Source organism: Acinetobacter sp. UBA6720 (assembly GCF_002454215.1).
Taxonomy (GTDB): Bacteria; Pseudomonadota; Gammaproteobacteria; order Pseudomonadales; family Moraxellaceae; genus Acinetobacter.
Genome location: NZ_DKIK01000079.1, coordinates 1 through 25,077, shown reverse-complemented (window position 1 = coordinate 25,077; position 25,077 = coordinate 1). Strand labels below are relative to the sequence as shown.

The 25,077-nt window shown below is 41.7% G+C and carries 21 protein-coding genes and 1 pseudogene; 12 read left to right on the top strand and 10 right to left on the bottom strand.

All coding sequences use genetic code 11. The features are described 5' to 3' along the window. Window positions 1-233: 233 nt before the first annotated feature. The 4 genes from mumR to adeR form a co-directional block, all read right to left on the bottom strand. Entirely contained in the window at window positions 234-1,145 is a 912-nt protein-coding gene (gene mumR, locus B4F08_RS07075) for a LysR family transcriptional regulator MumR (RefSeq protein ID WP_086208409.1), read from the bottom strand. Window positions 1,146-1,253: 108 nt separating this feature from the next. Beyond that, window positions 1,254-1,736, bottom strand: a complete 483-nt coding sequence (locus tag B4F08_RS07070; protein WP_291373935.1) for a GNAT family N-acetyltransferase — start codon at window positions 1,734-1,736, stop codon at window positions 1,254-1,256. A gap of 48 nt (window positions 1,737-1,784) precedes the next feature. Then, window positions 1,785-2,864, bottom strand: coding sequence for a two-component sensor histidine kinase AdeS (adeS, locus tag B4F08_RS07065; RefSeq protein WP_291373934.1), 1,080 nt, complete (start codon window positions 2,862-2,864; stop codon window positions 1,785-1,787). 57 nt (window positions 2,865-2,921) lie between these two features. After that, window positions 2,922-3,656: an efflux system response regulator transcription factor AdeR gene (gene adeR, locus B4F08_RS07060; RefSeq protein ID WP_291373933.1), complete on the bottom strand. Its 735-nt coding sequence runs from the start codon at window positions 3,654-3,656 to the stop codon at window positions 2,922-2,924. Window positions 3,657-3,802: 146 nt separating this feature from the next. On the opposite strand from adeR, the gene B4F08_RS07055 reads away from it, so the two are divergent. From B4F08_RS07055 to adeC, 3 genes are all read left to right on the top strand, one after another. Further along, window positions 3,803-4,972, top strand: a complete 1,170-nt coding sequence (locus B4F08_RS07055; RefSeq protein ID WP_291373932.1) for an efflux RND transporter periplasmic adaptor subunit — start codon at window positions 3,803-3,805, stop codon at window positions 4,970-4,972. Further along, window positions 4,972-8,082: an efflux RND transporter permease subunit gene (locus B4F08_RS07050; protein ID WP_291373931.1), complete on the top strand. Its 3,111-nt coding sequence runs from the start codon at window positions 4,972-4,974 to the stop codon at window positions 8,080-8,082. The genes B4F08_RS07055 and B4F08_RS07050 overlap by 1 nt, the downstream gene beginning before the upstream one ends. A 79-nt stretch (window positions 8,083-8,161) precedes the next feature. Continuing rightward, the gene (gene adeC / locus B4F08_RS07045; RefSeq protein WP_291373930.1) at window positions 8,162-9,565 is read left to right on the top strand and encodes an AdeC/AdeK/OprM family multidrug efflux complex outer membrane factor; all 1,404 of its coding nucleotides are present in this window, start codon (window positions 8,162-8,164) and stop codon (window positions 9,563-9,565) included. 215 nt (window positions 9,566-9,780) lie between these two features. On the opposite strand, the gene B4F08_RS07040 is transcribed toward adeC, so the two are convergent. Next, window positions 9,781-12,735: a heavy metal translocating P-type ATPase gene (locus B4F08_RS07040; protein WP_291373929.1), complete on the bottom strand. Its 2,955-nt coding sequence runs from the start codon at window positions 12,733-12,735 to the stop codon at window positions 9,781-9,783. 82 nt (window positions 12,736-12,817) lie between these two features. On the opposite strand from B4F08_RS07040, the gene B4F08_RS07035 reads away from it, so the two are divergent. From B4F08_RS07035 to B4F08_RS07020, 4 genes are all read left to right on the top strand, one after another. After that, window positions 12,818-13,213 carry a MerR family transcriptional regulator gene (locus B4F08_RS07035; protein ID WP_110975649.1) on the top strand — a complete coding sequence of 132 codons (396 nt, stop codon included), beginning with the start codon at window positions 12,818-12,820 and terminating at the stop codon, window positions 13,211-13,213. A 72-nt stretch (window positions 13,214-13,285) separates the two neighbouring features. Next, window positions 13,286-13,876 carry a 5-formyltetrahydrofolate cyclo-ligase gene (locus tag B4F08_RS07030; protein ID WP_291373928.1) on the top strand — a complete coding sequence of 197 codons (591 nt, stop codon included), beginning with the start codon at window positions 13,286-13,288 and terminating at the stop codon, window positions 13,874-13,876. Between the two features lie 148 nt (window positions 13,877-14,024). After that, complete coding sequence (gene lon / locus B4F08_RS07025; protein ID WP_005399830.1) at window positions 14,025-16,454, top strand: endopeptidase La; 2,430 nt, start codon at window positions 14,025-14,027, stop codon at window positions 16,452-16,454. A gap of 130 nt (window positions 16,455-16,584) precedes the next feature. Then, entirely contained in the window at window positions 16,585-16,965 is a 381-nt protein-coding gene (locus tag B4F08_RS07020) for a VOC family protein (RefSeq protein ID WP_086208420.1), read from the top strand. A 237-nt stretch (window positions 16,966-17,202) separates the two neighbouring features. Here B4F08_RS07020 and B4F08_RS07015 read toward each other — a convergent pair whose 3' ends face one another. Continuing rightward, on the bottom strand, window positions 17,203-18,144 hold the full coding sequence (locus B4F08_RS07015) for a M20/M25/M40 family metallo-hydrolase (RefSeq protein ID WP_151707025.1): 942 nt from the start codon (window positions 18,142-18,144) through the stop codon (window positions 17,203-17,205). Window positions 18,145-18,290: 146 nt separating this feature from the next. On the opposite strand from B4F08_RS07015, the gene rlmH reads away from it, so the two are divergent. The 3 genes from rlmH (at window position 18,291) to B4F08_RS07000 (ending at window position 20,577) form a co-directional block, all read left to right on the top strand. Further along, window positions 18,291-18,773 (top strand): 23S rRNA (pseudouridine(1915)-N(3))-methyltransferase RlmH, encoded by a 483-nt coding sequence (gene rlmH, locus B4F08_RS07010; protein ID WP_004980899.1) that lies wholly within the window; start codon window positions 18,291-18,293, stop codon window positions 18,771-18,773. A gap of 107 nt (window positions 18,774-18,880) precedes the next feature. Further along, a complete protein-coding gene (locus B4F08_RS07005) occupies window positions 18,881-19,657 on the top strand; it encodes a dioxygenase (RefSeq protein WP_110975654.1) in 777 nt (258 codons plus the stop codon). Between the two features lie 140 nt (window positions 19,658-19,797). Then, a complete protein-coding gene (locus B4F08_RS07000) occupies window positions 19,798-20,577 on the top strand; it encodes an META and DUF4377 domain-containing protein (RefSeq protein ID WP_151707026.1) in 780 nt (259 codons plus the stop codon). A 73-nt stretch (window positions 20,578-20,650) separates the two neighbouring features. Here the strand turns inward: B4F08_RS07000 and gdhA are convergent, their stop codons facing one another. Then, window positions 20,651-21,994 carry an NADP-specific glutamate dehydrogenase gene (gene gdhA / locus B4F08_RS06995; RefSeq protein WP_291373927.1) on the bottom strand — a complete coding sequence of 448 codons (1,344 nt, stop codon included), beginning with the start codon at window positions 21,992-21,994 and terminating at the stop codon, window positions 20,651-20,653. Between the two features lie 347 nt (window positions 21,995-22,341). Between gdhA and B4F08_RS06990 the strand changes: the two genes are divergently transcribed. After that, a complete protein-coding gene (locus B4F08_RS06990; protein WP_291373926.1) occupies window positions 22,342-23,136 on the top strand; it encodes an RnfABCDGE type electron transport complex subunit B in 795 nt (264 codons plus the stop codon). 3 nt (window positions 23,137-23,139) lie between these two features. Then, a complete protein-coding gene (gene nth / locus B4F08_RS06985; RefSeq protein ID WP_086208426.1) occupies window positions 23,140-23,853 on the top strand; it encodes an endonuclease III in 714 nt (237 codons plus the stop codon). 10 nt (window positions 23,854-23,863) lie between these two features. Here nth and B4F08_RS06980 read toward each other — a convergent pair whose 3' ends face one another. The 3 genes and pseudogenes from B4F08_RS06980 to B4F08_RS06970 form a co-directional block, all read right to left on the bottom strand. After that, on the bottom strand, window positions 23,864-24,061 hold the full coding sequence (locus B4F08_RS06980; RefSeq protein WP_110975657.1) for a hypothetical protein: 198 nt from the start codon (window positions 24,059-24,061) through the stop codon (window positions 23,864-23,866). A gap of 82 nt (window positions 24,062-24,143) precedes the next feature. Continuing rightward, window positions 24,144-24,803, bottom strand: coding sequence for an adenylate kinase (adk, locus tag B4F08_RS06975; protein ID WP_086208428.1), 660 nt, complete (start codon window positions 24,801-24,803; stop codon window positions 24,144-24,146). A gap of 77 nt (window positions 24,804-24,880) precedes the next feature. Further along, a pseudogene (locus B4F08_RS06970) lies at window positions 24,881-25,077 on the bottom strand (hypothetical protein); the annotation flags it as partial.

Genomic DNA, 25,077 nt, shown 5'->3' with positions numbered 1-25,077 from the left:
ATGGTGGATCAAATCTTCTATTTGAAATAAGAACATAGGCAAGCACGATGAACAATACGACTTTTTACATCCATTGTTAAATATAAATAACTGTATTTTATTGTTTTTTATTTATTATAAGTCTAGTGATAAATTTTACTTATCACGCACGATAAGCTGCTTTTATGGTTTTTCAAACAAATTACGTTTTGAGATAAAGTAACTTCACTTGTCAAAAAACTGGTACGCCTCAATTATTTTTTGATTTTTTCAAGCAATCTTTTCATTGCACTTTCAGAAACAGTGACTGCGACATCGGTTAATTTCTCTTTCAAGGCTGCATCATTGCCTTGCATATAAATCGAGGTGAAATGAAAGGTTTTTAGCTGGATCGGGGTATTCAAAATTTCTAAGCGACCATCGGTAATTTCCTTTAGCGCCGTTAAGGTCGGCACAACGGCAATCCCTAACCCTTGCTCTGCAAGACGCAATAAGGTCGCAAGCGAATAACTGGTAATTGAAAGCGGCTCATCCAGTGCCTGTTCTTTCATTTTGGCCTTGAGCTCTTTATAGGGATAGGTAATTTTTGGATAGGTTAAAATGGTATGCGACATCAATGCCTTAAATGACATTTGACCTACACCACCTTTAAAAGATGGAGCTGCCAAAAAACTCAGTTCAAAGTCACACAGCGCCTGCTCTACACACTCGAAAGCCAAAGTCGGGCCCAGCAAAAAGGCCATGTCCAAATCCCCTGTACGCACACCTTCTTGCAAATTTGGAGTTAAATCCACCACAATTTCCACAGAAACTTTGGGAAATTCTTTTTGTACTTTTTCGATATATTCAACCAACCACGTATAAACAATCGTCTCCGAAACACCTAAACGAATCGTTCCTGTGAGGTGTTGGTTTTCAGTTAGCTCGGCCACCAAATCGGTTTCCAAACGCATAAACTTTTCAGCATATTTAAACAGGGTCATGCCTTTATGGGTGGGTTTAAGCTGTCGAAAACCGCGATCAAGGACTTTAAAACCTAAATCATTTTCTAGAGCAGTGATTTTTTGGGAAACCGCAGGCTGAGTGGTTTGTAATTTTGCAGCAGCCTTATTGAAGCTATTTAAGGTCACAACCCAATAAAATGCCTCTAGACTTTTTAAATTCACCTTAAATCTTGTCCTTATTCGATTCCAGTTATCGTACAGTAGTTACCACTCTTTTTAAGTGATGATACTTCAGTCTACAAAATAGGATAAAAACCAGTAGATCTAAATTTATACAGCATAATATTTTGATCTAAAAAGTAATTTATCAAAGCTCTTTTCAGGTTTAAATTTTTCCATTTTGACATCACTATTTGCATAAAATTCAACAGTATTCCAACCTAAGTGCTTATAAAACTGATATGCCCGACTTTTTGAGTCTGTTTCTAAGTAAATACGATTATATTTTTGAAATAATAAGGCTTCTGCCTCTTTCATTAACTGTTTTCCAAAGCCTTTCCCTTCATGATCGGGATGTACAAAACTTGCAAAAACCATCCCCGCTTTAAAATCAACTATTGAGAAACCAAGTGCCATCCCTGCCTTTTCCACAACCCAAATACATGGTTCACTTTCCATCATCGCCAAAACTGAAATTGGGGTAATACCCATCTCTGTCAATTGCTCTAGGGAAAGGTGATTTTCTTTTACACTGATTCGGATATCAAAAATTGATTTGATATCATGTGGCGTGGCCAGTCTAATCAATTGCATATACTTCTCTAAATTTTATTTTCAATAAATACCATTAAGCTCAAACGCTTATTCTCGACTACTGCCAATGCCCATTTGAATGGTGAAAATACTGTTTGAGTTTAGGTTTTCATAATGCACTGTGCCCTTATGTGCAATCACAATGGCATTGACCACCGCAAGTCCAAGGCCAGTTCCACCAAACTCTTTATTGCGTGACTGTTCCAAGCGAAAGAACGGGTCGAATAAATGTTGTTGAAATTCTTCAGCAAGCCCTGGTCCATTATCAGCAACTTTTAGCTGCCACATTTTTCCATCAGTTTGAGATGAAATAGTTAACTTTCCTGCATTTGCATAACGAATAGCATTATCAATCAAAGCAATCAATATTTGTTCAATACGGCGTTGGTCACAAAAAACAGGCGTTGTTTCCAAATCCAATACTGGTGTTAAATCTGCCTGTATCAAACGCTCTTCAAATATTTTCAATACCTTATCAACACTGTCTTGCAGATTAACCCATTCATAATTTAAACGTAGCTGTTGATTTTCAACCAAACTCAGCGTACGTAAGTCTTCCACCAAATGAGAAAGGCCTTCAACTTGGTTTAATAAACTCTTGATTAAGGCTGGATTGGGTTCAAAAACACCATCTACCATGCCTTGCAAACGTCCCTGTAAAATCGTGATGGGAGTTCTTAATTCATGGGCAATTGCGGCATTCCAAACTTGCGCATTTTGTACAGAAACTTCAAGTTTATATGCCATATCATTAAAATGTTGTACCAACTCAGAAATTTCAATCGAGTGTCCTTGTGTATCTTCAGCCCTTGCGGACAAATCACCCTGACTAATTTTCTTAGCAGCTTCGACCAAAAAATTGAGGGGCTGAATAAACCGCTGTGCGAGATACATCCCAATGATTAAAGAAATAACTGAGCCACAGAAAATCACGGTCGCCAACCAAATCCAATCGACAAAATGAAATTCATTCCAGTCTTCTTGCAATGCGCTTAAAGTAATCCAACCTGCATCAATCGCATAGTCATAAATAAAGTACCCGAGAACAATAGAGAATAGCGTCACGCTTAAATTGACAATACTTAAGGCGATAAATAACTGTGTACTAATACCTGACTTATTTTTCATATTATTTTCTAGCCCTATTCCTTCGCATTCTCCACATCTTGCACGGTTTTACATTACTCATTGCAAGTCTTTTGGCTGATCTAATCGGTACCCGACCCCACGTACATTCATTAGTATCTGCTCAAGTCCTTGCTCTTCAAGTTTCTTTCTTAACTTACTCACATGACTGTCAACTGTACGTTCAAGCGCATCACTATCTGGCAAGCATTGGTTCATCAGCTCACTACGACTAAATACTTTATGTGGATGATCAATCATTAACAGAAGAATTTTATATTCCGTTAACGTCAGATTCAGTAAAATCTTTTTATTCTGTCGCTGTACATAGACACTACGAAGTTCTGTATTAATTTCAATATTTCTATACAACAAGTGCTTCTGCTGGGCTTGCATACTGTGCTGAGTTCGTCTTAAGACCGCTTGCACCCGTGCAACCACTTCATTTGGGTTGAACGGTTTGACCACAAAGTCATCCGCACCAATTCTGAGTGCCATCACTTTATCAATATCTTGATCGAGTGCTGTCAACATGATGACAGGCGTTTGTGCTTTTTGACGAATTTTACTTAGCACTTCCCAACCGTTTAGCTCAGGCAACTTAATATCGAGCACAATTAGATCAATTACTTGTGCTGCATGTATTTCAATTGCTTGCTTGCCATTCATCGCACGAATCACGTGCATCCCTTCACGTTTTAAATAGTGCTCGATAATATCGCCAATCTCATACTCATCTTCTACAACAAGAATCTGTTTGTCATGGCAATCAAAAGAAAATGAAGCTTCGAACATGAATAGGTTATCGAATAATTTCAGTCAATCTCCATAATACGCCGATTTATCTGTGTATCTCCACACTTTTTCCACATTTCAGAGATCATCGTTACACACTTCTCAAAAATAATGACAGCATCAAAAACTCCCAAGGCTTGGACAGTATGCAAAAGCATCTTTTACTTCCATTATTTTTATCTATCGGACTGATACTACAAGGGTGTGGCTCAGAGCAAGCAACTCAGGCAGAAGCTGCTCCTGCAAAAGTAAGCGTACTCAATATTCAACCGCAGTCGGTGAATTTTAGCGAGAACCTCCCTGCGCGTGTACAAGCCTTCCGTACTGCTGAAATACGTCCACAAGTCGGTGGCATTATTGAAAAGGTATTGTTTACTCAAGGCAGTGAAGTTAAAGCAGGACAAGCACTCTATAAAATTAATTCAGAAATCTTTCAAGCCGATGTGAATAGTAATCAGGCTTCACTCAATAAAGCAGAAGCTGAGGTTGCACGTTTAAAAGTTCAGCTAGCACGTTATGAACAATTACTGCCTAGCAATGCGATCAGTAAGCAAGAAGTCAGTAATGCTCAAGCTGAATACCGTCAGGCTTTGGCTGATGTTGCACAAATGAAAGCCTTGCTGACTCGTCAAAACCTGAATCTGCAATATGCCACTGTACGCGCACCGATTTCAGGTCGTATCGGACAATCATTCGTGACTGAAGGTGCTTTGGTAAGTCAAGGTGATACGAATACCATGGCGACTGTTCAACAAATCGACAAAGTCTATGTCGATGTAAAGCAATCTATTAGCGAATATGAACGACTACAGGTCGCACTACAAAGCGGTGAGTTATCGGCAAATAATGAGAAGACCGTTCGGATTTCCAACAGCCACGGACAGCCTTATAAAGTCAGTGCGAAGATGCTGTTTGAAGATATTAATGTCGATCCCGAAACAGGTGATGTCACCATCCGCATCGAAGTGCAGAATCCTGAACGTAAACTCCTTCCGGGGATGTATGTCCGCGTCAATATCGACCGTGCTTCTGTTCCTCAAGCCTTGCTCGTCCCTGCTCAAGCGATTCAACGTAATATCAATGGTGATCCACAAGTCTATGTCATCAATACTAAAGGTACGGCAGATATTCGCCCAATCGAATTGGGTCAGCAATATGAGCAGTATTACATTGCCAATAAGGGACTAAAAACAGGTGACAAAGTAGTCGTTGAAGGGGTTGAACGCATCCAAGCGAATCAAAAACTGCAACTCACGACTTGGAAGGCGCCATCATCGAACAATAGCACCTCACCTATGACTCAAGGAGCGAAATGATGATGTCACAATTTTTCATTCGCCGCCCTGTGTTTGCATGGGTGATTGCGATTTTCATTATCCTGTTTGGGCTACTCAGTATCCCCAAACTGCCGATTGCTCGCTTTCCAAGTGTCGCGCCACCTCAAGTCAACATTAGTGCGACTTATCCCGGCGCAACGGCAAAAACCATTAATGACAGTGTTGTGACCTTGATCGAAAGAGAATTATCTGGGGTTAAAAACCTGCTTTATTATAGTTCGACCACAGATACCTCTGGTACAGCGCAAATCTCAGCGACCTTTAAACCAGGTACAGATGTTGAAATGGCACAAGTCGATGTGCAAAACAAAATCAAAGCAGTTGAAGCACGCCTACCACAAGTTGTTCGTCAACAAGGCTTACAAGTCGAAGCATCTTCATCAGGCTTTTTGATGTTAGTCGGGATCAATTCGCCTAATGGTCAATATTCTGAAGTTGATCTGAATGATTATTTGGTTCGCAATGTGGTGGAAGAACTGAAACGTGTTGAAGGTGTGGGGAAAGTTCAATCCTTCGGTGCAGAAAAAGCCATGCGAATTTGGGTCGACCCCAATAAACTGGTGTCTTATGGCCTGTCAATTAGTGATGTGAATACCGCGATTCGCGAGAACAATGTTGAAATTGCACCCGGTCGCCTTGGAGATATGCCTGCTGAAAAGGGTCAACTGATTACTGTACCACTCTCTGCACAAGGGCAATTGGGCAATGTTGAGCAATTTAGAAATATCAGCTTAAAAAGTAAAACCAATGGCAGTGTGATCAAGCTGTCCGATGTCGCCAAGGTTGAAATCGGCTCACAAGCCTATAACTTTGCCATTTTGGAAGATGGTAAACCTGCTACGGCTGCTGCAATCCAACTCAGTCCGGGCGCGAATGCGGTCAAAACGGCGGAGGGTGTTAAAGCCAAAATCAAAGAACTAAAGTTGAACTTACCAGAAGGGATGCAAATCAGTGTTCCTTATGACACTGCACCTTTCGTTAAAATTTCGATTGAGAAAGTGATTCATACCTTACTCGAAGCTATGGTTCTGGTTTTCATTGTAATGTATCTGTTCTTGCATAATGTTCGTTATACCTTAATTCCTGCGATTGTCGCGCCAATTGCATTGCTAGGTACTTTTGCAGTCATGCTATTGGCAGGCTTTTCCATCAACGTACTGACCATGTTTGGTATGGTGCTTGCGATTGGGATCATCGTTGATGATGCAATTGTAGTGGTTGAAAACGTAGAACGAATCATGGCGACAGAAGGTTTGTCTCCTAAAGAAGCGACCTCTAAAGCGATGAAGGAAATCACCAGTCCAATTATAGGGATTACACTGGTACTGGCTGCGGTGTTTTTACCGATGGCGTTTGCCAGTGGTTCAGTGGGGATTATCTATCAGCAATTTACATTAACCATGTCAGTGTCAATTCTGTTCTCCGCATTATTGGCTTTGATCTTAACCCCTGCTCTCTGCGCGACCATTCTAAAACCGATTGATGGTCATCATCAAAAGAAAGGTTTCTTTGCATGGTTTGATCGTAGCTTTGACAAAGTCACCAAGAAATATGAAGTGATGCTACTCAAAGTCATCAAGCACAGTATTCCGATGATGGTGATCTTTGTGATGATTACGGGCATTACCTTTGCAAGCATGAAATATTGGCCCACCGCATTTATGCCCGAAGAAGATCAAGGCTGGTTTCTCACCTCTTTCCAACTGCCATCGGATGCGACTACTGAACGTACTCGAAATGTGGTGAATGAGTTTGAAAGCAGTCTAAAAGACAATCCAAATGTGAAAAGTAACACTACTATTATGGGTTGGGGCTTTAGTGGTTCGGGACAAAACGTGGCAGTCGCGTTTACGACCCTTGCCGATTTTAAAGACCGCACATCGACAGCAACCGAAATGACCAATACCGTCAATGCAACCATGGCGAACAGTAAAGAAGGTGCAACCATGGCGGTACTTCCGCCTGCCATTGATGAATTGGGCACTTTTTCAGGTTTTAGTTTACGTTTACAAGATCGAGCCAACTTAGGTATGCCTGCGCTACTGGCTGCTCAAGACCAGTTAATGGCAATGGCTGCCAAGAATAAAAAATTCTATATGGTGTGGAATGAAGGTCTACCACAAGGTGACAACATTTCTTTAAAAATTGACCGTGAGAAACTCAATGTTTTAGGGGTGAAGTTCTCTGATGTCTCAGACATCATCTCGACCTCAATGGGATCTATGTATATCAACGACTTTCCAAATCAGGGTCGTATGCAACAAGTGATTGTTCAGGTTGATGCCAAAGCACGGATGCAATTGAAAGACATTTTAAATCTCAAAGTAGCGGGTTCAAGCGGGCAATTAGTTTCTTTATCCGAAGTGGTCACCCCTCAATGGAGCAAAGCACCACAACAATACAATCGCTATAACGGTCGCCCATCCTTGAGTATTGCAGGGATTCCAAACTTTGATACCTCATCTGGTGATGCGATGCGTGAAATGGAACAACTGATTGCCAAATTACCGAAAGGCATTGGTTATGAATGGACGGGTATTTCCTTACAGGAAAAACAATCTGAATCACAAATGGCGTTCTTACTCGGTTTATCTATGCTGGTGGTCTTCCTTGTACTCGCTGCACTCTATGAAAGTTGGGCAATTCCACTGTCAGTGATGCTCGTCGTACCACTGGGTATTTTCGGTGCAATTGTGGCAATTATGTCGAGAGGGATGATGAATGATGTGTTCTTTAAAATCGGCTTGATTACCATCATCGGTTTATCTGCCAAGAATGCCATTTTGATTGTTGAATTTGCCAAGATGCTCAAGGAAGAAGGCATGAGTTTAATTGAAGCCACTGTTGCGGCAGCAAAACTTCGTTTACGCCCGATTCTGATGACTTCACTTGCCTTTACTTGTGGTGTAATTCCATTGGTCATCGCATCAGGTGCAAGTTCAGAAACCCAACATGCCTTAGGCACAGGCGTATTTGGTGGCATGATCTCAGCAACAATTCTGGCGATTTTCTTTGTACCTGTCTTTTTTATCTTTGTCTTGGGTGCAGTTGAAAAGCTGTTTTCTTCGAAAGAAAAAAATCCATCTTAAATAGCATTGAACAGAGAAAATCAAACGATTTTCTCTGTTCTCTCCTCTGCATTCATCTTTATATTATTTGGAGAAGACCATGTCTAAAGTGACTGTCTTATCTCGTGGGCTACTCATCTCTACGCTTTCAATGACAATGACGGCGTGTATGAATATGCAAGCACCTCAGCCGATGATCAAATCAGATATTCCACAGAGTTTTGCACAGACAAACACAGGAATTTCGATTGCACATCAGGGCTATAAACAATTCTTTGTTGATACGCAATTATTACAAGTGATTGAAATCAGCTTAGATCACAATCGTGATTTACGTACAGCCACGTTGAATATTCAACGTGCACAGCAACAGTACCAAATCAGCAAAAATGATCAACTACCGACTATTGGTGCAAATGGTAGTGCGATTCGACAAGTCAACGCTTCTGTGAATCCCAATAACCCTTATTCAGCTTTCCAAGTCGGGCTTGGTATGACAACCTATGAACTGGATTTTTGGGGACGTGTGAAAAGCTTAAAAGATGTGGCGTTGAATAATTACTTTGCCACGCAAAGCGCACAAGAAGCCACGCAGATCAGTTTAGTCAGCCAAGTTTCTCAAGCTTGGTTGGATTATGCCTATGCTCAAGCCAATTTAAACTTTGCTGAACAAACACTTAAAGCGCAACTTGATGCATACAATCTGAACAAAAAACGTTTTGATGCGGGTATTGAAAGTGAAGTCCCTTTGCGTCAAGCACAGATTTCCGTAGAGACTGCCACAAATGATGTGGCTGCGTATAAAACCCAAGTATTACAGGCACAGAATTTACTCAATCTATTGGCTGGGCAAGTTGTTCCTCAACACCTTCTCCCAAATCATGCCGTGAAAAGTATCAGTGCCGAAACCAACTTTGCGACAGGTTTAAGTAGTGATTTACTCAATAATCGCCCTGATCTAAAAGCGGCTGAATATCAACTTCAAGCTGCGGGTGCAAATATTGGCGCAGCAAAAGCACGTATGTATCCAAACATTAGTCTGACAGGTTCTACAGGTTATGCCTCAACTGAACTAAAAGATTTATTTAAATCTGGCGGTTTTTCTTGGTCAGTTGGCCCAAGTATTGAACTTCCTATCTTTGATTGGGGAACGCGTAAAGCCAATATTAAGATTGCTGAAACAGAACAGAAAATTGCATTGGCGAATTATGAAAAAGCCATTCAGTCTGCATTCCGTGAGGTCAATGATGCCTTGGCTGCACAGGCTCATATCGAAAATCGTTTAAATGCGCAACGCCGTTTGGTTTCCGCGACCGATACCACCTACAAATTATCCACGGCTCGTTTTAAAGCAGGCATAGAGAGTTATTTAACCGTGTTGGATGCTCAACGCTCTGCTTACGCAGCTCAACAAGGTCTACTGATGCTTGAACAAACCAAATTGAATACTCAAATCGAATTATACAAAGCTTTAGGCGGTGGGCTATCTAGACCCATTTCTTAACTTTTCAATGATGAGAACTCAGTGCCTCATTCAAGAGAATTTTATTTATTCAATCAGCGCAAAATAAGAAAGGGTCTTCAACTTGAGAATTATCGCAGGGCTATCTATTAAAAGATTACTCCGTTCTTAACTTCCACACGCCATAAAAAAGCGCCTTCTCAAAAGCGCTTTCTTATGGACTTTGGTTTAAATCAGATTTTCAAAAAGAGCTTGTTTTATTTTGCTTTTTGCAGACGTAAAGCGTTCAAAACCACAGACAACGAACTCAGTGACATCGCCACCGCAGCAAACATCGGGGTGAGTAATAAACCTGTTAATGGGTAGAAAATTCCTGCTGCCACAGGTACACCCAAACCGTTATACACAAAGGAAAAAGCAAGGTTTTGTTTCATATTACGCACACCTAGTTTCGCCATATGTAGCGCATCGGCTGCTCCACGAATGTCACCTTTCACCAAAGTGACTTGCGCAGTTTGTTTCGCGATATCAGTTCCGTTCCCCATAGCAATCCCGACATTGGCTTGTGCTAAGGCTGGTGCATCATTAATCCCATCTCCCGCCATCGCCACAATTTTACCTTGGGCTTGATATTTCTTCACGATCTCCAGTTTTTCAGTTGGCGTACAGTTGCCATAGACTTGTTGAATACCCAATTCATTAGCCACCAACTGGGCATTTTGTTCGTGGTCACCTGTTGCCATGACCACTTCAATACCATCATCAATCAACTGTTGAATGACTTGCTGAGCATTGGCCTTAATCGCATCGTGAATAGAAATATAAGCCAGCACTTCTTGGTTATTGCTTAAGAAACTGATCACGTTGCCTGTCGCACGTTGCTGATTCAACTGGCTTTGCAAAGTATCATCTAAAGTAATGCCGAGTTGTTCTAGCAGCTTTTGGCTGCCAATATAGAGGGTTTGCTCGCCGATCTGCCCTTTGACACCAAACCCAGTCACATCTTCAAAGTCTGCTACTTTAAGCAATTGCTGTGCAGGGACAATTTGAGTCAGAGTTTGAGCAATCGGATGACTAGAATATTGCTCAATCGAGGCAATCCACTGTTCTACTTGAGTTTGTTCTACATTTGGACTGAGCAACTGAATTTCTTTAAGACTTGGTTTACCTTCCGTCAGAGTTCCTGTTTTATCGACAATCAATGTATTGACCTTACTTAACGCTTCAATCGCCTCTGCATCTTTAAACAGTACCCCTTTCTGCGCTGCACGCCCTGTCGTGGCCATCACGGACATTGGCGTTGCTAAACCCAGCGCACATGGGCAAGCAATAATCAGTACCGCCACCGCGCACATCAGAGCCAAGTCAAATTGTGCACCACCAAAGATCATCCAAGCAACAAAGGTCAGCACACTAATCAATAGCACGATGATGACAAAGTACTTGGCAAATACATCGGCCAAACGTTGTAACGGCGCTTTTGAACGCTGTGCTTCTGCTACCGTTTGAATCATTTTCGCCAAAGTGGTATTCGCCCCGACCGCCGTGGTTTGAATACGAATACTGCCTTGTTGATTGACCGTACCACCGATCACCGTGTCATGCACTTGCTTTTTCACAGGTACAGGTTCGCCTGTCATCATGGCTTCATCGACATAGGTTTTGCCTTCCACCACTACACCATCGAGTGGAATCTGCTCACCTGAGGCAATTTGTAAAATATCGCCTTGTTTGACCATATCAATATCCACTTCAACCACTTGATCGTTTTGAACCAACTTGGCCGTGTTGACTTGCAGTTTCAGTAAGGCTTTGAGTGAGTCTGCGGTTTTGGCACGCGCTTTCAGTTCCATGATTTGACCAAGCAAACTTAGAGACACGATCATACAGGCCGCTTCAAAGTACACTGCAACGCCGTGCCCAGTTTTGGCTTCCATTGGAATCACACTTGGGAAAATCGTTGCCACGACACTATAAATATAAGCTGCCAACACCCCGACACCAATAAGGCTCCACATATTGAGGTTGCGGGTTTTATACGAAGTCCAGCAACGTTCAATAAAGGGTTTACCCGCCCACAGCACCACAGGACTCGCGAGGACTAGCTCAATCCACGGCTGAATATGCGGTGAAATGAAACTATGAATGTGCGAACCCATCGCCAGTACAAATACAATCAACGTCAGTGGTAAAGTCATCCAAAAGCGATGGCTAAAGTCCACCAACTCTGGGTTGGGTGCATCATCTAAAGTCGGTTGCATCGGCTCGAGTGCCATACCACAAATCGGACACGTCCCCGGTCCTTTTTGTACAATTTCAGGGTCCATCGGACAGGTATAGTCCATATCCGCAGCCCCTTCAGGCACAGGACGCTGATCGGGTGGAATCAGATAAAACTCAGGGTCAGCCTTAAACTTATCTAAGCAAGAAGGATTACAGAAATAATAAGTCTGTTGCTGATAATCCGTTTTTAACTCTGTATTTGGGTCAACGGACATACCACAGACAGGATCAATAAATGCGGATGAACCAGATGGAGCATGATGTTCATGCTTTCCTCCACCGCAGCAACTACTTTTGGCTGGTTCTGCCTTAGGTTTAGATGCACAACAACTGGCTTTGGTATCTGGTACTGTTTGTGGCTTAGGCGCACAACAGGATGCTTTTTTCTCAACCACTTTCGGTGTCGACCCACAACAACCTGAAGCTTTAACTACAGAATCTAAATGTTCAACCTTTACATAAGCCTCTGGATTGGCAATGAATTTTTGCTGACACTTTTCACTACAAAAATAATAATCCTGCCCCTGCCACTCAGTGCGCGGTTTGCTTAAATCCGTCACGGTCATACCACACACAGGGTCAATAAATGTGGTCTTCTCTGCATCTGACACAGGTTTGGATCCGCAACCACAGCCTTTGGAAATAACTACAGCACTACCCTCTTTCGCCTGAGATGAAGCATTGCTTAAATCTGTTTTCGGCTTACCACAACAAGTGCTTGATTGTTTTTCTGAGCCTAAGTAAGCCTCTGGGTTAGCGGCAAATTTATTTAAACAGCCTGAGCAACAAAACAAATAACGAACAGATTGATGCTCATACACATGTGGAGAATCTTCCGCCACTGTCATACCACAAACTGGGTCGATCCTTACCACCGTAGGTGCTAATTTATCTTTGGAACAGCAAGAAGTTTTGTGTTGCTCACTCATTCTGACTCACCTTTTATTTTTTGATTGTGTTAGCATAAAGTCTGTACCTAGGTACTGAGTCAAGCCTTTTGGAGATTATTTTATGCTCACTATCGGCAAACTGGCAAAACAGTGTCATGTTAATGTAGAAACGATTCGTTATTATCAACGCATTGGTCTGATGCGCATTCCTGAAACCACCCAAAGCTATCGCTACTATAGCCAGCAAGATATTGAAACTCTGGGCTTTATTCAAAAAGGTAAAGATGCGGGCTTACAGTTGAGTGAAATTCAAGATCTACTACATTTGCAACTGGATGACCGCGAAAAAGTCCGTGATGTGATTCAGCAACGTCTGGAAAAAATTGATCAACGGATTCAAGAACTGAATGCTTTGAAACAACGGCTTTCAACTTGGGTGGATGAATGTAAAACCACGACAGATAGCTGTTGCCCTATTTTGCAAGAACTGAAAAAAGGTTCAACGATTGCACCATAAACAATTGCCGTCTTTTTTGACTTGGCGATCACTTTAACACTCATCTTTTCGATACTCAGGACTGCGTTCACCATGTCGATTGAACTTGCCCAACTCAGAAAACAGCTTCGCAAACAACGCAGACAAGTTTCCTCCTATCAACAGCAGCAGTCCGAACAGCAAATTTTACAGCGCTTAAAACGCGTGCCCGAATTCAAACATGCCACCCGTGTCGGGATCTATCTACATGCTTTTGGGGAAATTCAGACCCGTAAAATCATTGAATATTGTTTTCATCAGAAAAAAGCAGTGTATTTACCAATGATTTGCAATATGAACCAGCGCTTGGTGTGGGTCAAAGTTTCACACAACCAATTTCAAAATAAACGCTTTTCCCACCATCCGTTAGGTATGCAAGAGCCTATGGCAACACGTGGGCAACACGTTTCACATTTAGACCTCCTGCTCATGCCCTTATTGGCTTGTGATCCTTATGGCACACGTATTGGCATGGGCGGTGGTTTTTACGATAAAACCTTGGCTTCTGCGCCCTATCACCGTCCGTTTCGCCTTGGTTTGGCCCATCACTTCCAGTTAGTGCCACAGCGCTTGATTCGAGAAACATGGGATCAGCCTTTAGATGGACTGCTGACCCCTCAACAACATTTACGCTTCAAGCGCTAAAATTGACATTTTTGACTGTTGAGAATACTTAAAAATCACATGTTTAGTCATTTTTTATACAATTTATTTTGACCTGCCCTTGTATTTTTTAAAATACCCATCACTATAAAAAACATGGCAACACCGTTGTCACTCATTAGGAGTGCCCATGTCTGAAATTATTATGAATCAAGAAACCTTAGAGCCTCAGGTTCCAAGTGTATTACCACTTTTAGCGTTACGTGATGTCGTGGTGTATCCACACATGCAAATCGCGCTATTTGTAGGTCGTGAAAAATCGATCAATGCAGTTGATGTGGCTCGTAACAGTGACAATCTAGTATTTGTAGTTGCTCAGAAAGATTCTCTTTCAGAAGAAATTGATCACGACAACTTATATCAATACGGTACTGTCGCGAAGATTGTGCAAGTTGTGAATCATGAAAATGATGAAAACTGTATAAAAGTATTAATTGAAGGCTTACATCGTTCAAAGCTAGAAAAAATCATTGATGAAAATGATTATCTCACAGCAGAACATGCGCTTAGCCCAATGTCAGTCCACATTGACGAAACAACGCAAGAAACACGTGTACAAGAGTTACGTGCCCTGTTTGCTCAATACGCTGAAGCAAAACTACGTAATGCACGTGAACTCATTGCTGCAGCGAACAAGATTGATGATTTACTGCAATTGTTATTCTTCGTAGCGACCCGTGTTCCACTGAATATTGATGTGAAGCAAAAATTCCTCGAACACGATGAGTTTGAAGCCCATCTACAAGAACTGATGACATATTTATTGCAGCAATCTGAAGAACAACAGATTGAGCAAACTTTACATGACTCAGTGAAGCGCCAAATGGAGAAAAATCAACGCGAATACTTCCTCAATGAAAAGATGAAGGTGATTCAGCGTGAACTTTCTGACATGAATGGCGGTGCGGAAGATGACGTTGCTGAAATTGAAAAACGTCTTGCTGAAGCTGATTTGCCTGAACACGTGCGCAAAAAAGCTGAAAGCGAATTCCGTAAACTCAAAGCAATGCAACCTGCATCAAGTGAAGCGGCTGTGGTGCGCAATTATATCGAGGCTATCTTAGATACGCCTTGGAATAAAGCCAGCAAAGTCAGCATTAACTTAAGCAAAGCGCAAGAAATTTTAGATACCGATCATTATGGCTTAGATGACGTGAAAGATCGTATTGTGGAATATCTCGCGGTTCAATCGCGCGTGAAAAAACTTAAAGGCCCAATCCTTTGTTTGGTTGGCCCTCCAGGTGTAGGTAAAACTTCACTGGGTGAATCTGTTGCCAAAGCGACAGGTCGTGAGTTTGTCCGTATGGCGCTCGGTGGCGTACGTGATGAAGCGGAAATCCGTGGTCACCGTCGTACCTATATCGGTGCGATGCCGGGTAAAATTGTGCAGTCGTTGACGAAAGTCGGCGTAAAGAACCCATTGTTCTTGCTCGACGAAATCGACAAGATGGCACAAGACTACCGTGGCGACCCTGCTTCTGCATTGCTTGAAGTACTCGATCCATCACAGAACAGCAAGTTTAACGATCACTACTTAGATCTGGATCTTGACCTGTCTGAAGTGATGTTCATTTGTACGGCCAACAGCATGAATATTCCAGAAGCTTTACTGGATCGTATGGAAGTGATTCGTCTACCGGGTTATACCGAAGATGAAAAAGTCAATATTGCTGAGCGTTACCTTGTTCCTAAAGCAATCAAGAACAATGGTCTACGTGCAAAAGAATTGACTGTTCATGAAGAAGCGATTCGTGACATCGTGCAACGTTATACACGTGAAGCTGGTGTGCGTAGCTTAGAGCGTGAAGTCTCTAAAATTGCTCGTAAAGTGGTAAAAGAAGCGGTCAGTAAAAAGGCGAAAAATCTGCAAGTCGACGTGACTTCGGCTAACCTTCCAGACTACTTAGGTCCACATAAGTTTGACTTTGGTATGGCGGAAGATGAAGCTCAAGTCGGTCGCGTCAACGGTTTAGCATGGACTTCTGTCGGTGGTGAGTTATTGACCATTGAAGTTGCAGCGGTCAAAGGTAAAGGCAAATTCATCACCACAGGTTCACTCGGTGACGTGATGAAAGAATCCATTACTGCTGCTATGACCGTGGTACGTACCCGTGCAGATGAACTCGGTATTGATGCATCTCGCTTTGATGAAACAGATGTACACGTTCACTTACCTGAAGGTGCAACACCTAAAGATGGCCCTTCTGCAGGTCTCGCGTTAACGACAGCATTGGTTTCTGCCTTTACTGGTATTCCAATTCGTCCTGATATCGCGATGACAGGTGAAACCAGTCTAGGGGGCCGTGCAATGCGTATTGGTGGCTTGAAAGAGAAACTACTCGCAGCACACCGTGGTGGAATTAAGCTGGTCTTCATTCCTCAAGACAACGTCCGTGATTTATCTGAAATCCCTGACAATGTCAAAGAAGGTTTAGAGATTAAAGCAGTGAAATCAATTGATGAGATTTTACCGTTAGCATTAACATCTATGCCTGAACCATTGGTTAAGGCACCGATTGTGAAAGCAGTCGATGAAGGCAAAAAAGCTGCACGCCACTGATTCGGTATGATGAAAAGAGAGAGCTTCGGCTCTCTTTTTTTATTACAAATCAGCGTAGAGAATTCCACATACCGTCGTACATTGAGCAACTACAATAATTCAATCAAGGGATAGATGTAGGACAAGTAAAATGAAAAATCCAATTGGATGGTTTGAAATTTATGTAGATGACTTATCTCGTGCCAAACAATTTTACCAATCCGTTTTTAAGGTTCAGCTGACTGAACTTACACCACCTTCAGATGGTAATTCACTGCAAATGTGGGCATTTCCATCAGATATGCAAGCCTACGGTGCTTCTGGAGCACTGGTCAAAATGCCTGGTGTTGTTGCAGGAGCGAACAGTACCCTAATCTATTTTTCATGTGAAGATTGTGCGCACGAAGCCAGCCGTATTATGGAATTTGGTGGAAAAATCCATGAAGCGAAGATTTCTATTGGCGAATATGGTTATGTTGTGATTGCTTTCGATAGCGAAGGAAATATGATTGGTTTGCATTCTATGCAATAAAATAAACTTAAAATTCTAGCCTCAAGTGTACATGCTTTTTTTATAAACCTTTTAAGCTAATTTAGACTTGAAAATTTTGTAAAAATCCCGATATAAATAGTAGGAATATGTATGTGCTGTATGTTTTCTCTTTATTCGATTTTTAAAATCGTATGGTCATCTGATTCTCCAGACGGATGACCTTTTATCGCAGTTCTCACTACTTGGGAACTGCGTTTTTTATTGTTTAATGATCCATTAAGGTTTCAATAAATGCTGCACCAGCCCGTCAATCACATTGGTCATTTTAGTTAAATTTAATGTGGCTAAACGATCTGTTTTGGCGTGATAATGAGCATTTCGATAAAAAGCAGTATCCGTAATCATCACTGCTGGAATATCAAACTCCCAATAATTCAAATGATCTGAAAAATCGAAAGCATTGGCAAAGCTTGGTGCAACCAAACGCTGACATTCCAGTTGATTCAACTCCTGCATCGCAGCACAGTAGCCTGTACCTAAATCGCGTGAACTGACATTACTCACGGTTGCAATAAAATTACCATGGGTTGGATAAATCCATTTTAAACCCACTGGATAGTTCTGAATCGGCTGCTCGCTAAAGAAACCAATCATGTCTAAAATATACACCCCTTTAATCTTCTCTTTGTGAGCTTGGACTGACTTCGCGTGGACATAACTCCCCATTTGCTGAGTTTTAGAAAATGGAGGCTCTTCCAGACTATAAAAAACGAACTCTACATTATTAGGTAGTTTAGACTTTTGCTCTGCCAAAATCCGTGCAGTTTCAATTACACCAGCAACACCAGAGGCATTGTCATCGGCGCCATCTTGCTCACCAAAGACGTCATAATGCGCCCCAACAATCACGCGGTCTGCACGTCCGACGTTTAAACTACACACTACATTTCGGTAGATTTGCTGATTGGCCGTAAAGTTTTGATATTGGCATGGCACACCCAACAAGCGCATCTGTTCTTTAATCCATGCAGAGACACGATTCAGCTCGTCGAGATTTTTATAATTACGTGCTTTGCCCTGACCAATCACCTGCTCCAAATAGACCTGTAAGTTTTGTTCATCAGCCATTTTGACGTTGCTTGCGAATACCTGCCCTGTGAAAGTACCCAGTACAACAATCAACAAAAAAGCCTGTTTTTTTAAAATTTTGAGCCACATTGTTATTATTCCAAGTATTTCTTATTCCACTCATTTGTTGAATTAAGCAACATTGGCTCAATGAATTCAATTGCATTTTGTTTCGTCTCACTGCAAAGCCATACTTTCACCGTTATAATAAATCGTCTCCATATACATACTTCATTATGAAAATCCGTATTCTGACCATTGGTCAAAAAATGCCAGCGTGGGTGCTCACTGGTTTTGAAGATTATTTTAAACGTATTCAGCCTTTTGTTCAGACACAAATTATTGAACTGCCAATGGCAAAACGTGGCAAAAATGACTCGGAAGCAGATATTTTGAAGTATCGCCAAATTGAAGGTGATAGCATCTTGAATGCCATGAAAGGCAATGAAGTCTTGATTGCTTTAGAGGTTGGAGGACGCGAGTTTAGTACCGAAAAACTGGCTGAAACCATGAAAGGATGGATGCTTGAGGGTAATGATATTGTACTTGCTATTGGCGGACCTGATGGCCATTCTGAAGCAGTACGTAAAGCGGCTGCTTGGCATTGGTCATTATCTAAACTCACTTTGCCCCACCCCATGGTTCGCGTAATGCTGATTGAACAGCTATATCGTGCGATGAGCATCAACCATAATCATCCTTATCATCGGGCAGGCTAGGTCAATTTCCGTTCTATTTTCAGAACAATACGTTGATGTTTTTCACATTACTGAAATGAGCAGAATCTGACACAATTGTTTCCATCTTCCTTTATTAGGCTTTCACAATGAACTTACAAACGCTCCCCGGCTTATTCATTTCTCATGGCTCTCCCATGCTTGCGTTGAATCCTGAGCAAGTTGGGCCTGCGTTACACCGTTTAAGCCTAAACCTACCAAAGCCACAAGCCATCGTTATTATGTCTGCACACTGGGAAAGTAACGCACTAGAAGTAAGTACAGGTATACGTCCTGAGACATGGCACGATTTCCGCGGCTTTCCTGCTGAACTTTATGACATTCGCTACCCTGCCCCAGGTCAACCCCAGCTCGCTGAAGAAATCTTAAATTTGTTGGCAGAAGCAAATTTTTCAGCACATGCGAATGGCACCCGTCCGCGGGATCATGGCGTTTGGATGCCTTTACTACATATGTATCCTGATGCTGACATTCCTGTGGTAGAGATTTCTCTGCCAATGAACTTATCAGCCCAAGAGATTTATAGAATTGGACAAACGCTTGCGCCACTTCGTGAGCAGCAGGTATTACTGATTGGTTCTGGAAGTATCACACATAACTTAGCTGAGCTGTCTTGGCATGGCCAATCCCAAGCGGTACCTGAATGGGCATCGACATTTCGGAACCATGTGGTCGCAAAACTCAGTCATCAGGACTATGATGCGGTTTTAAACTGGGAATCTATTCCTTTTGTCCGTCGTAATCATCCAACTTTAGAACACTTTTCGCCCATATTTTTTGCGATGGGTACAGGGCATCGTTTTAATATTGTACATAGCAGCTTTACCATGGGTGCACTGGGTATGGACATTTATCGTTTCGACTAACACATAAATTTTAATTATAAATTAACAAAAAAATATTTATGGATACATTCTGAAACTGAAAAGAACTGAATGTATTCATTCTTTTAAAAAGAAGATGGGATATTATGGATCTTGTTATTTTAAATCAAGAACTTGTAACCATGAAATTAAAATATTTAGCGATTGCCCTTTTCCCACTCGCACTGGCCGCTTGCCAATCCTCTGATATCCAAAAAGTAGGAGATATCGCTGTGTCTGTACTCCAACAACAAAATGCAGATCAAACACTTGCAAACTACCATTGGAGCGCGAATACCACAGATGCGCCCAAGCCTTTGGTTTTAAACTTTGACAAAGCAGGTCGTCTAGGGATTGCAACCAGTTGTAACGGCATGGGGACTAGCTGGAAAGTTGAAAATAATCAAATCGTGACAGGTAACCTCATGGCAACACAAATGGCATGTGAACCGAAAGCCATGGCACAAGAAAAAGTCGTAGCCAACCTATTTGACAACCGTAAAGTGCCTTTCGTTTTAAATCTCAATGATCCTGAAGCACCAACATTAACAGTGATCTCTGCGAATGGTGAAAAAGTTGTTTTCACAGGCAAGCAAACAGCTGAATCGAAATATCAAAGTCAAGGTGAAACTGTTTTCTTAGAAATCTCACCAGAGACCAAAACATGTTCTACAGGCGTTGCTCGTATGGAGTGTCTACAAGTTCGTGAACTTAAATATGCTGAAAATGGGGTAAAAACCCAAGTCGATAAAGACTGGACATTATTTTATAACCATATTGATGGTTTCACGCATAACCCGAAAGAGCGTCAGATCGTACGTGTGAAGCGTTATGAAATTCAAAACCCTGCGGCTGACCAATCCAAATATGCTTATGTGCAAGACATGATCATTGAACGTGAAGCGGTAAAAGGCTCATTGTAATCGTTCAATGACCTAGAAAAAACCGAGGCTATACCTCGGTTTTTTCCTGAGTATTGATCTCAGTATATATAACTTAGAATACGCCTTGAGCAAGCATTGCATCGGCCACTTTTACAAAACCTGCAATGTTGGCACCATTAACATAGTTCACAGAGCCATCTTCTTGTGTACCGTATTTCACACAGTTACGGTGAATTTCTTTCATGATCGCATGTAAACGCTCATCAACTTCTTCAAACGTCCAACCCAAACGTAAAGCATTTTGTGACATTTCTAGGCCAGAAGTTGCAACACCACCCGCATTCGAAGCCTTACCTGGTGCATATAAAATTTTCGCTTGAACGAACTTTTCTACCGCATCTAAAGTTGAAGGCATATTTGCCCCTTCAGCTACACAAATCACACCATTTGCAAGTAGCGCTTCTGCATCGGCCGGATCTAACTCATTTTGAGTTGCACATGGCAAAGCGATATCACATGGAATAGACCAAGGGCGCTGACCTTCTAAGTATTCAAAACCATGCTTAGAAGCAAACTCAGAGATACGACCACGTTTTACATTTTTTAGTTCCATCACTTCAGCAAGTAGCGCGTCAGTAAAGCCATTTTTGACATATACTGTACCTGCCGAATCGGACAATGAAACGACTTTTGCACCTAAATACATTGCTTTTTCAGCAGCATACTGTGCCACATTCCCTGAACCAGAAATGGTAACCGTTTTAGCTTGAAAGCTATCACCGCGAGTTTTCAGCATTTCTTCCGCAAAATACACTGTGCCATAACCTGTTGCTTCAGGACGAGCCAAAGAACCACCAAAACTTAAACCTTTGCCTGTAAACACACATGAAGTGTCATTGCTCAACTTCTTCATCATGCCAGCCATATAACCCACTTCACGCCCCCCCACGCCAATATCACCCGCAGGGATATCTGTATTTGAACCAAGGTGGCGATACAACTCAATAATCAGCGCTTGGCAAAAACGCATGATTTCACCTTCAGACTTGCCCTTAGGGTCGAAGTCTGCCCCCCCTTTACCCCCGCCCATAGGTAGTGTGGTGAGTGCATTTTTAAAAGTCTGTTCAAAACCCAAGAACTTAAGAATAGACAAATTCACCGATGGATGAAAACGCATACCACCTTTAAATGGACCAATTGCCGAGTTGTACTGAACGCGGAAAGCACGGTTAACATGTGTTTGACCTTGATCATCTACCCATGAAACGCGGAATTGAATTGCACGTTCTGGCTCTACTAAACGCTCTAGCAAACCGTGATCTGCATAACGAGGATTTTTTTCAATGAACGGCCAAAGGCTGGTCATGACTTCCTCTACCGCTTGTAGAAATTCAGGTTGATGTGCATCACGTGTTTTCACGTAATCTAAAAACTCATTAAGGCTGTTATATTTCAACGCTTAATCCTCAGCAAAAAAATGGATCAAAATTGGTCAAATTTTATAAACAATGTTAAATTTTGGCGCAAACAATTAAATATCTTTTCCCAACAATTCACAACACATTTATTCAAAAAAACATATTTATCATTTATATAACAATTATTTATATTAAATATGTCTTAAAACTGGTTATAAAAAATACCAATAAAAACACAGATTTAAAATCATTTTATGCGCAAAAAAGATGCAACAAATGAACCATTTTAGAACATAAGATTATTCAAAAAAAACATGGTAAAATTCAGCATCTACTTAAATTGTCCTAGTATCTCTGCACATACAGTTGCAGGGTCGGTTTACGCATGAACTCGCACATTTCACTTATCCAAAATATAGATGCCCTCCTTCCCCAAACCCAATGCGGGCTCTGTGGACATCGTGATGGTTGCTTGCCTTATGCTAAAGCCATCAGCGAAGGTGAGGCTGCCAATAAATGCGTCCCAGGTGGACAGCCTGTAGCAGATGCATTGGCTCAGTTGCTTAATCGGCCAAAATTCATCGCAGAAGAAAGTGTTTGGCCTATTCAGGCTGATGGCCGTCCGCAGAGAATGAAAGCCATCATTCGCGAGGATGAATGCATTGGCTGTACCAAATGTATTAGTGCCTGCCCAGTAGATGCAATCATTGGTTCTGGTAAACTCATGCACAGCATTTTGTCTGACCTATGCACAGGTTGTGAGCTATGTATTCCGCCCTGTCCTGTCGACTGTATTGACCTCATTCCAGATGCAGACGAAATACCGACCGAAATCTTGCGTAAAGCTGAGCAAGATGATCTAAGACAACGCTATTACGCACATATACAACGTGAAGAAAAACAGCGTCTACACCGCAAAGGCCCAGTAGTTCGTGCTGAAATTGATACAGCGTTATTTGCCCAATTTTCAGCACAGAACGATGCAGTACCTGATATTCAGATCATTGAAAAAGAACCAGAAATGACGGTAAAACTCGACGCAAAATCCACCATTGAACTGGCGAAATTACGCGTACAAATCAAAAAACTAGAAAAGCAACTCAGCGTGCGTGAAGATACCCAAAAGCGTCTGTTGTTAGATGATTTAACCCAACAGCTTAATCAGTTACAGGAAGCTTAGAGCATGCTAACCACAAGCGGAAAACCTGTAAAAAACATGACCAAAAAGCAAATCCAAATCTTTTTTGAACGTTTACGAGCACAACGCCCAAACCCAAAAACTGAATTGAATTATTCAAGTCCTTTTGAGCTATTAGTGGCCGTGACCTTATCTGCTCAGGCAACGGATGTGAGTGTCAACAAAGCCACAGATAAACTCTTTCCAGTTGCCAACACACCTGAAACGATTTATGCCTTGGGTGTAGATGGTTTAAAAACCTATATTAAAACCATAGGCTTATATAATGCGAAGGCTGAAAATGTCATTAAAGCTTGTAAGATACTGATTGAAAAACATAATAGCATCGTGCCGAACAACCGTGCTGATTTGGAAGCTTTACCCGGTGTAGGGCGAAAAACAGCCAATGTGGTGTTAAATACTGCTTTTGGACAACCGACCATGGCGGTCGATACACATATTTTTCGTTTAGGCAATCGTACAGGATTAGCGGTCGGCAAAAATGTGCTGGAAGTCGAACACCGTTTAGTGAAAGTCATACCGAAAGAATTTATTGTCGATTCACACCATTGGCTCATTTTACATGGTCGATACTGCTGTATCGCACGCAAACCGAAATGTCATGAGTGCATCGTTTCAGATGTATGTAACTGGCCAGATCGTTTTGAATTTGGTGCAGCACGCATTGCCACAAAAACGATAATAGAAGCTGAACATTAAAGTTCAGTTTTTATTTTTGATTGGATTTATCTTTTAAGTCTTGCTGCAACTTCGGATGCAACTGCCGTTCTGGCTGCTTATTCGACATTTTTTCTTGTTGACTGACATCGCGCAGCATTTTTGCGCTGATATAAAACAAACCTAATAACACCGCCACAGCAACAATAATTAAAACAATGATTCCAACTTGTGCCACACGCGACTCCATTTGAAAAGGATCAAGAAAAAGAGCCCTAATATGACTTAGAGCTCTTTCAATGTCAAAACATTGCCATGTTTAAAACATGCAATTATTTGTCTTGATCAAGAATTGCAAACAAATCCGCTTGTACTTCGTCAATTGGACGTAAGCCATTCAGCTTGTCATAAGTTGGTGCATTTTCACCAGACGCTGCGCGACCTTGGTAGAAACCAACCAACTGTTCAGTTTCAGTATGGTATGAACCTAAACGTTTACGAATCGTTGCTTCTTGGTCATCTGGACGTTGTACCAATTCTTCACCAGTTTCGTCGTCTTTACCCTCCACTTTAGGTGGGTTGTAAACGATGTGATAAACACGACCCGATGCAGGGTGCTGACGGCGACCCGAAAGACGTTGTACAATTTCTTCGTCAGGAACATCAATTTCAATCACGTGATCAATGTTGATGCCTTCTTTTTCCAAAGCTTCAGCTTGCGGAATCGTACGAGGGAAACCATCAAAGATACAGCCATTTGCACAGTCAGGTTGCGCAATACGTTCTTTCACTAAACCAATGATCAGTTCATCAGATACAAGACCACCGTTGTCCATCACGCTTTTCGCCTGTAGACCGAGTTCAGTTCCTTCACGAATTGCAGCACGGAGCATATCACCGGTTGAAATTTGTGGGACATTGTAGCGCTTACAGATCAACTGAGCTTGTGTACCTTTACCTGCTCCAGGTGGTCCGAGTAAGATAATGCGCATAAAAAAACATCCTCATTTAAACAATGTATTTGACACTTTGTACATGTCGAAAAATTCGACATATTTTTAGCATCTAATTATAAGAAAGCCACAAACAAATGTATTGTACCCGCAATAAAGCCCGTTACCCCACCCAATAAAATCAAAATCCATTCGTCTTCCTGAAATGCAGGACGTAATAAGTTTTGAAATTCTTTCGGCGTTAGCTCTCGAATACGGTCTCTAAACATTTTATAGATTTTCTGTGCACGGCTCGCATTGAACGCTGGGTCGC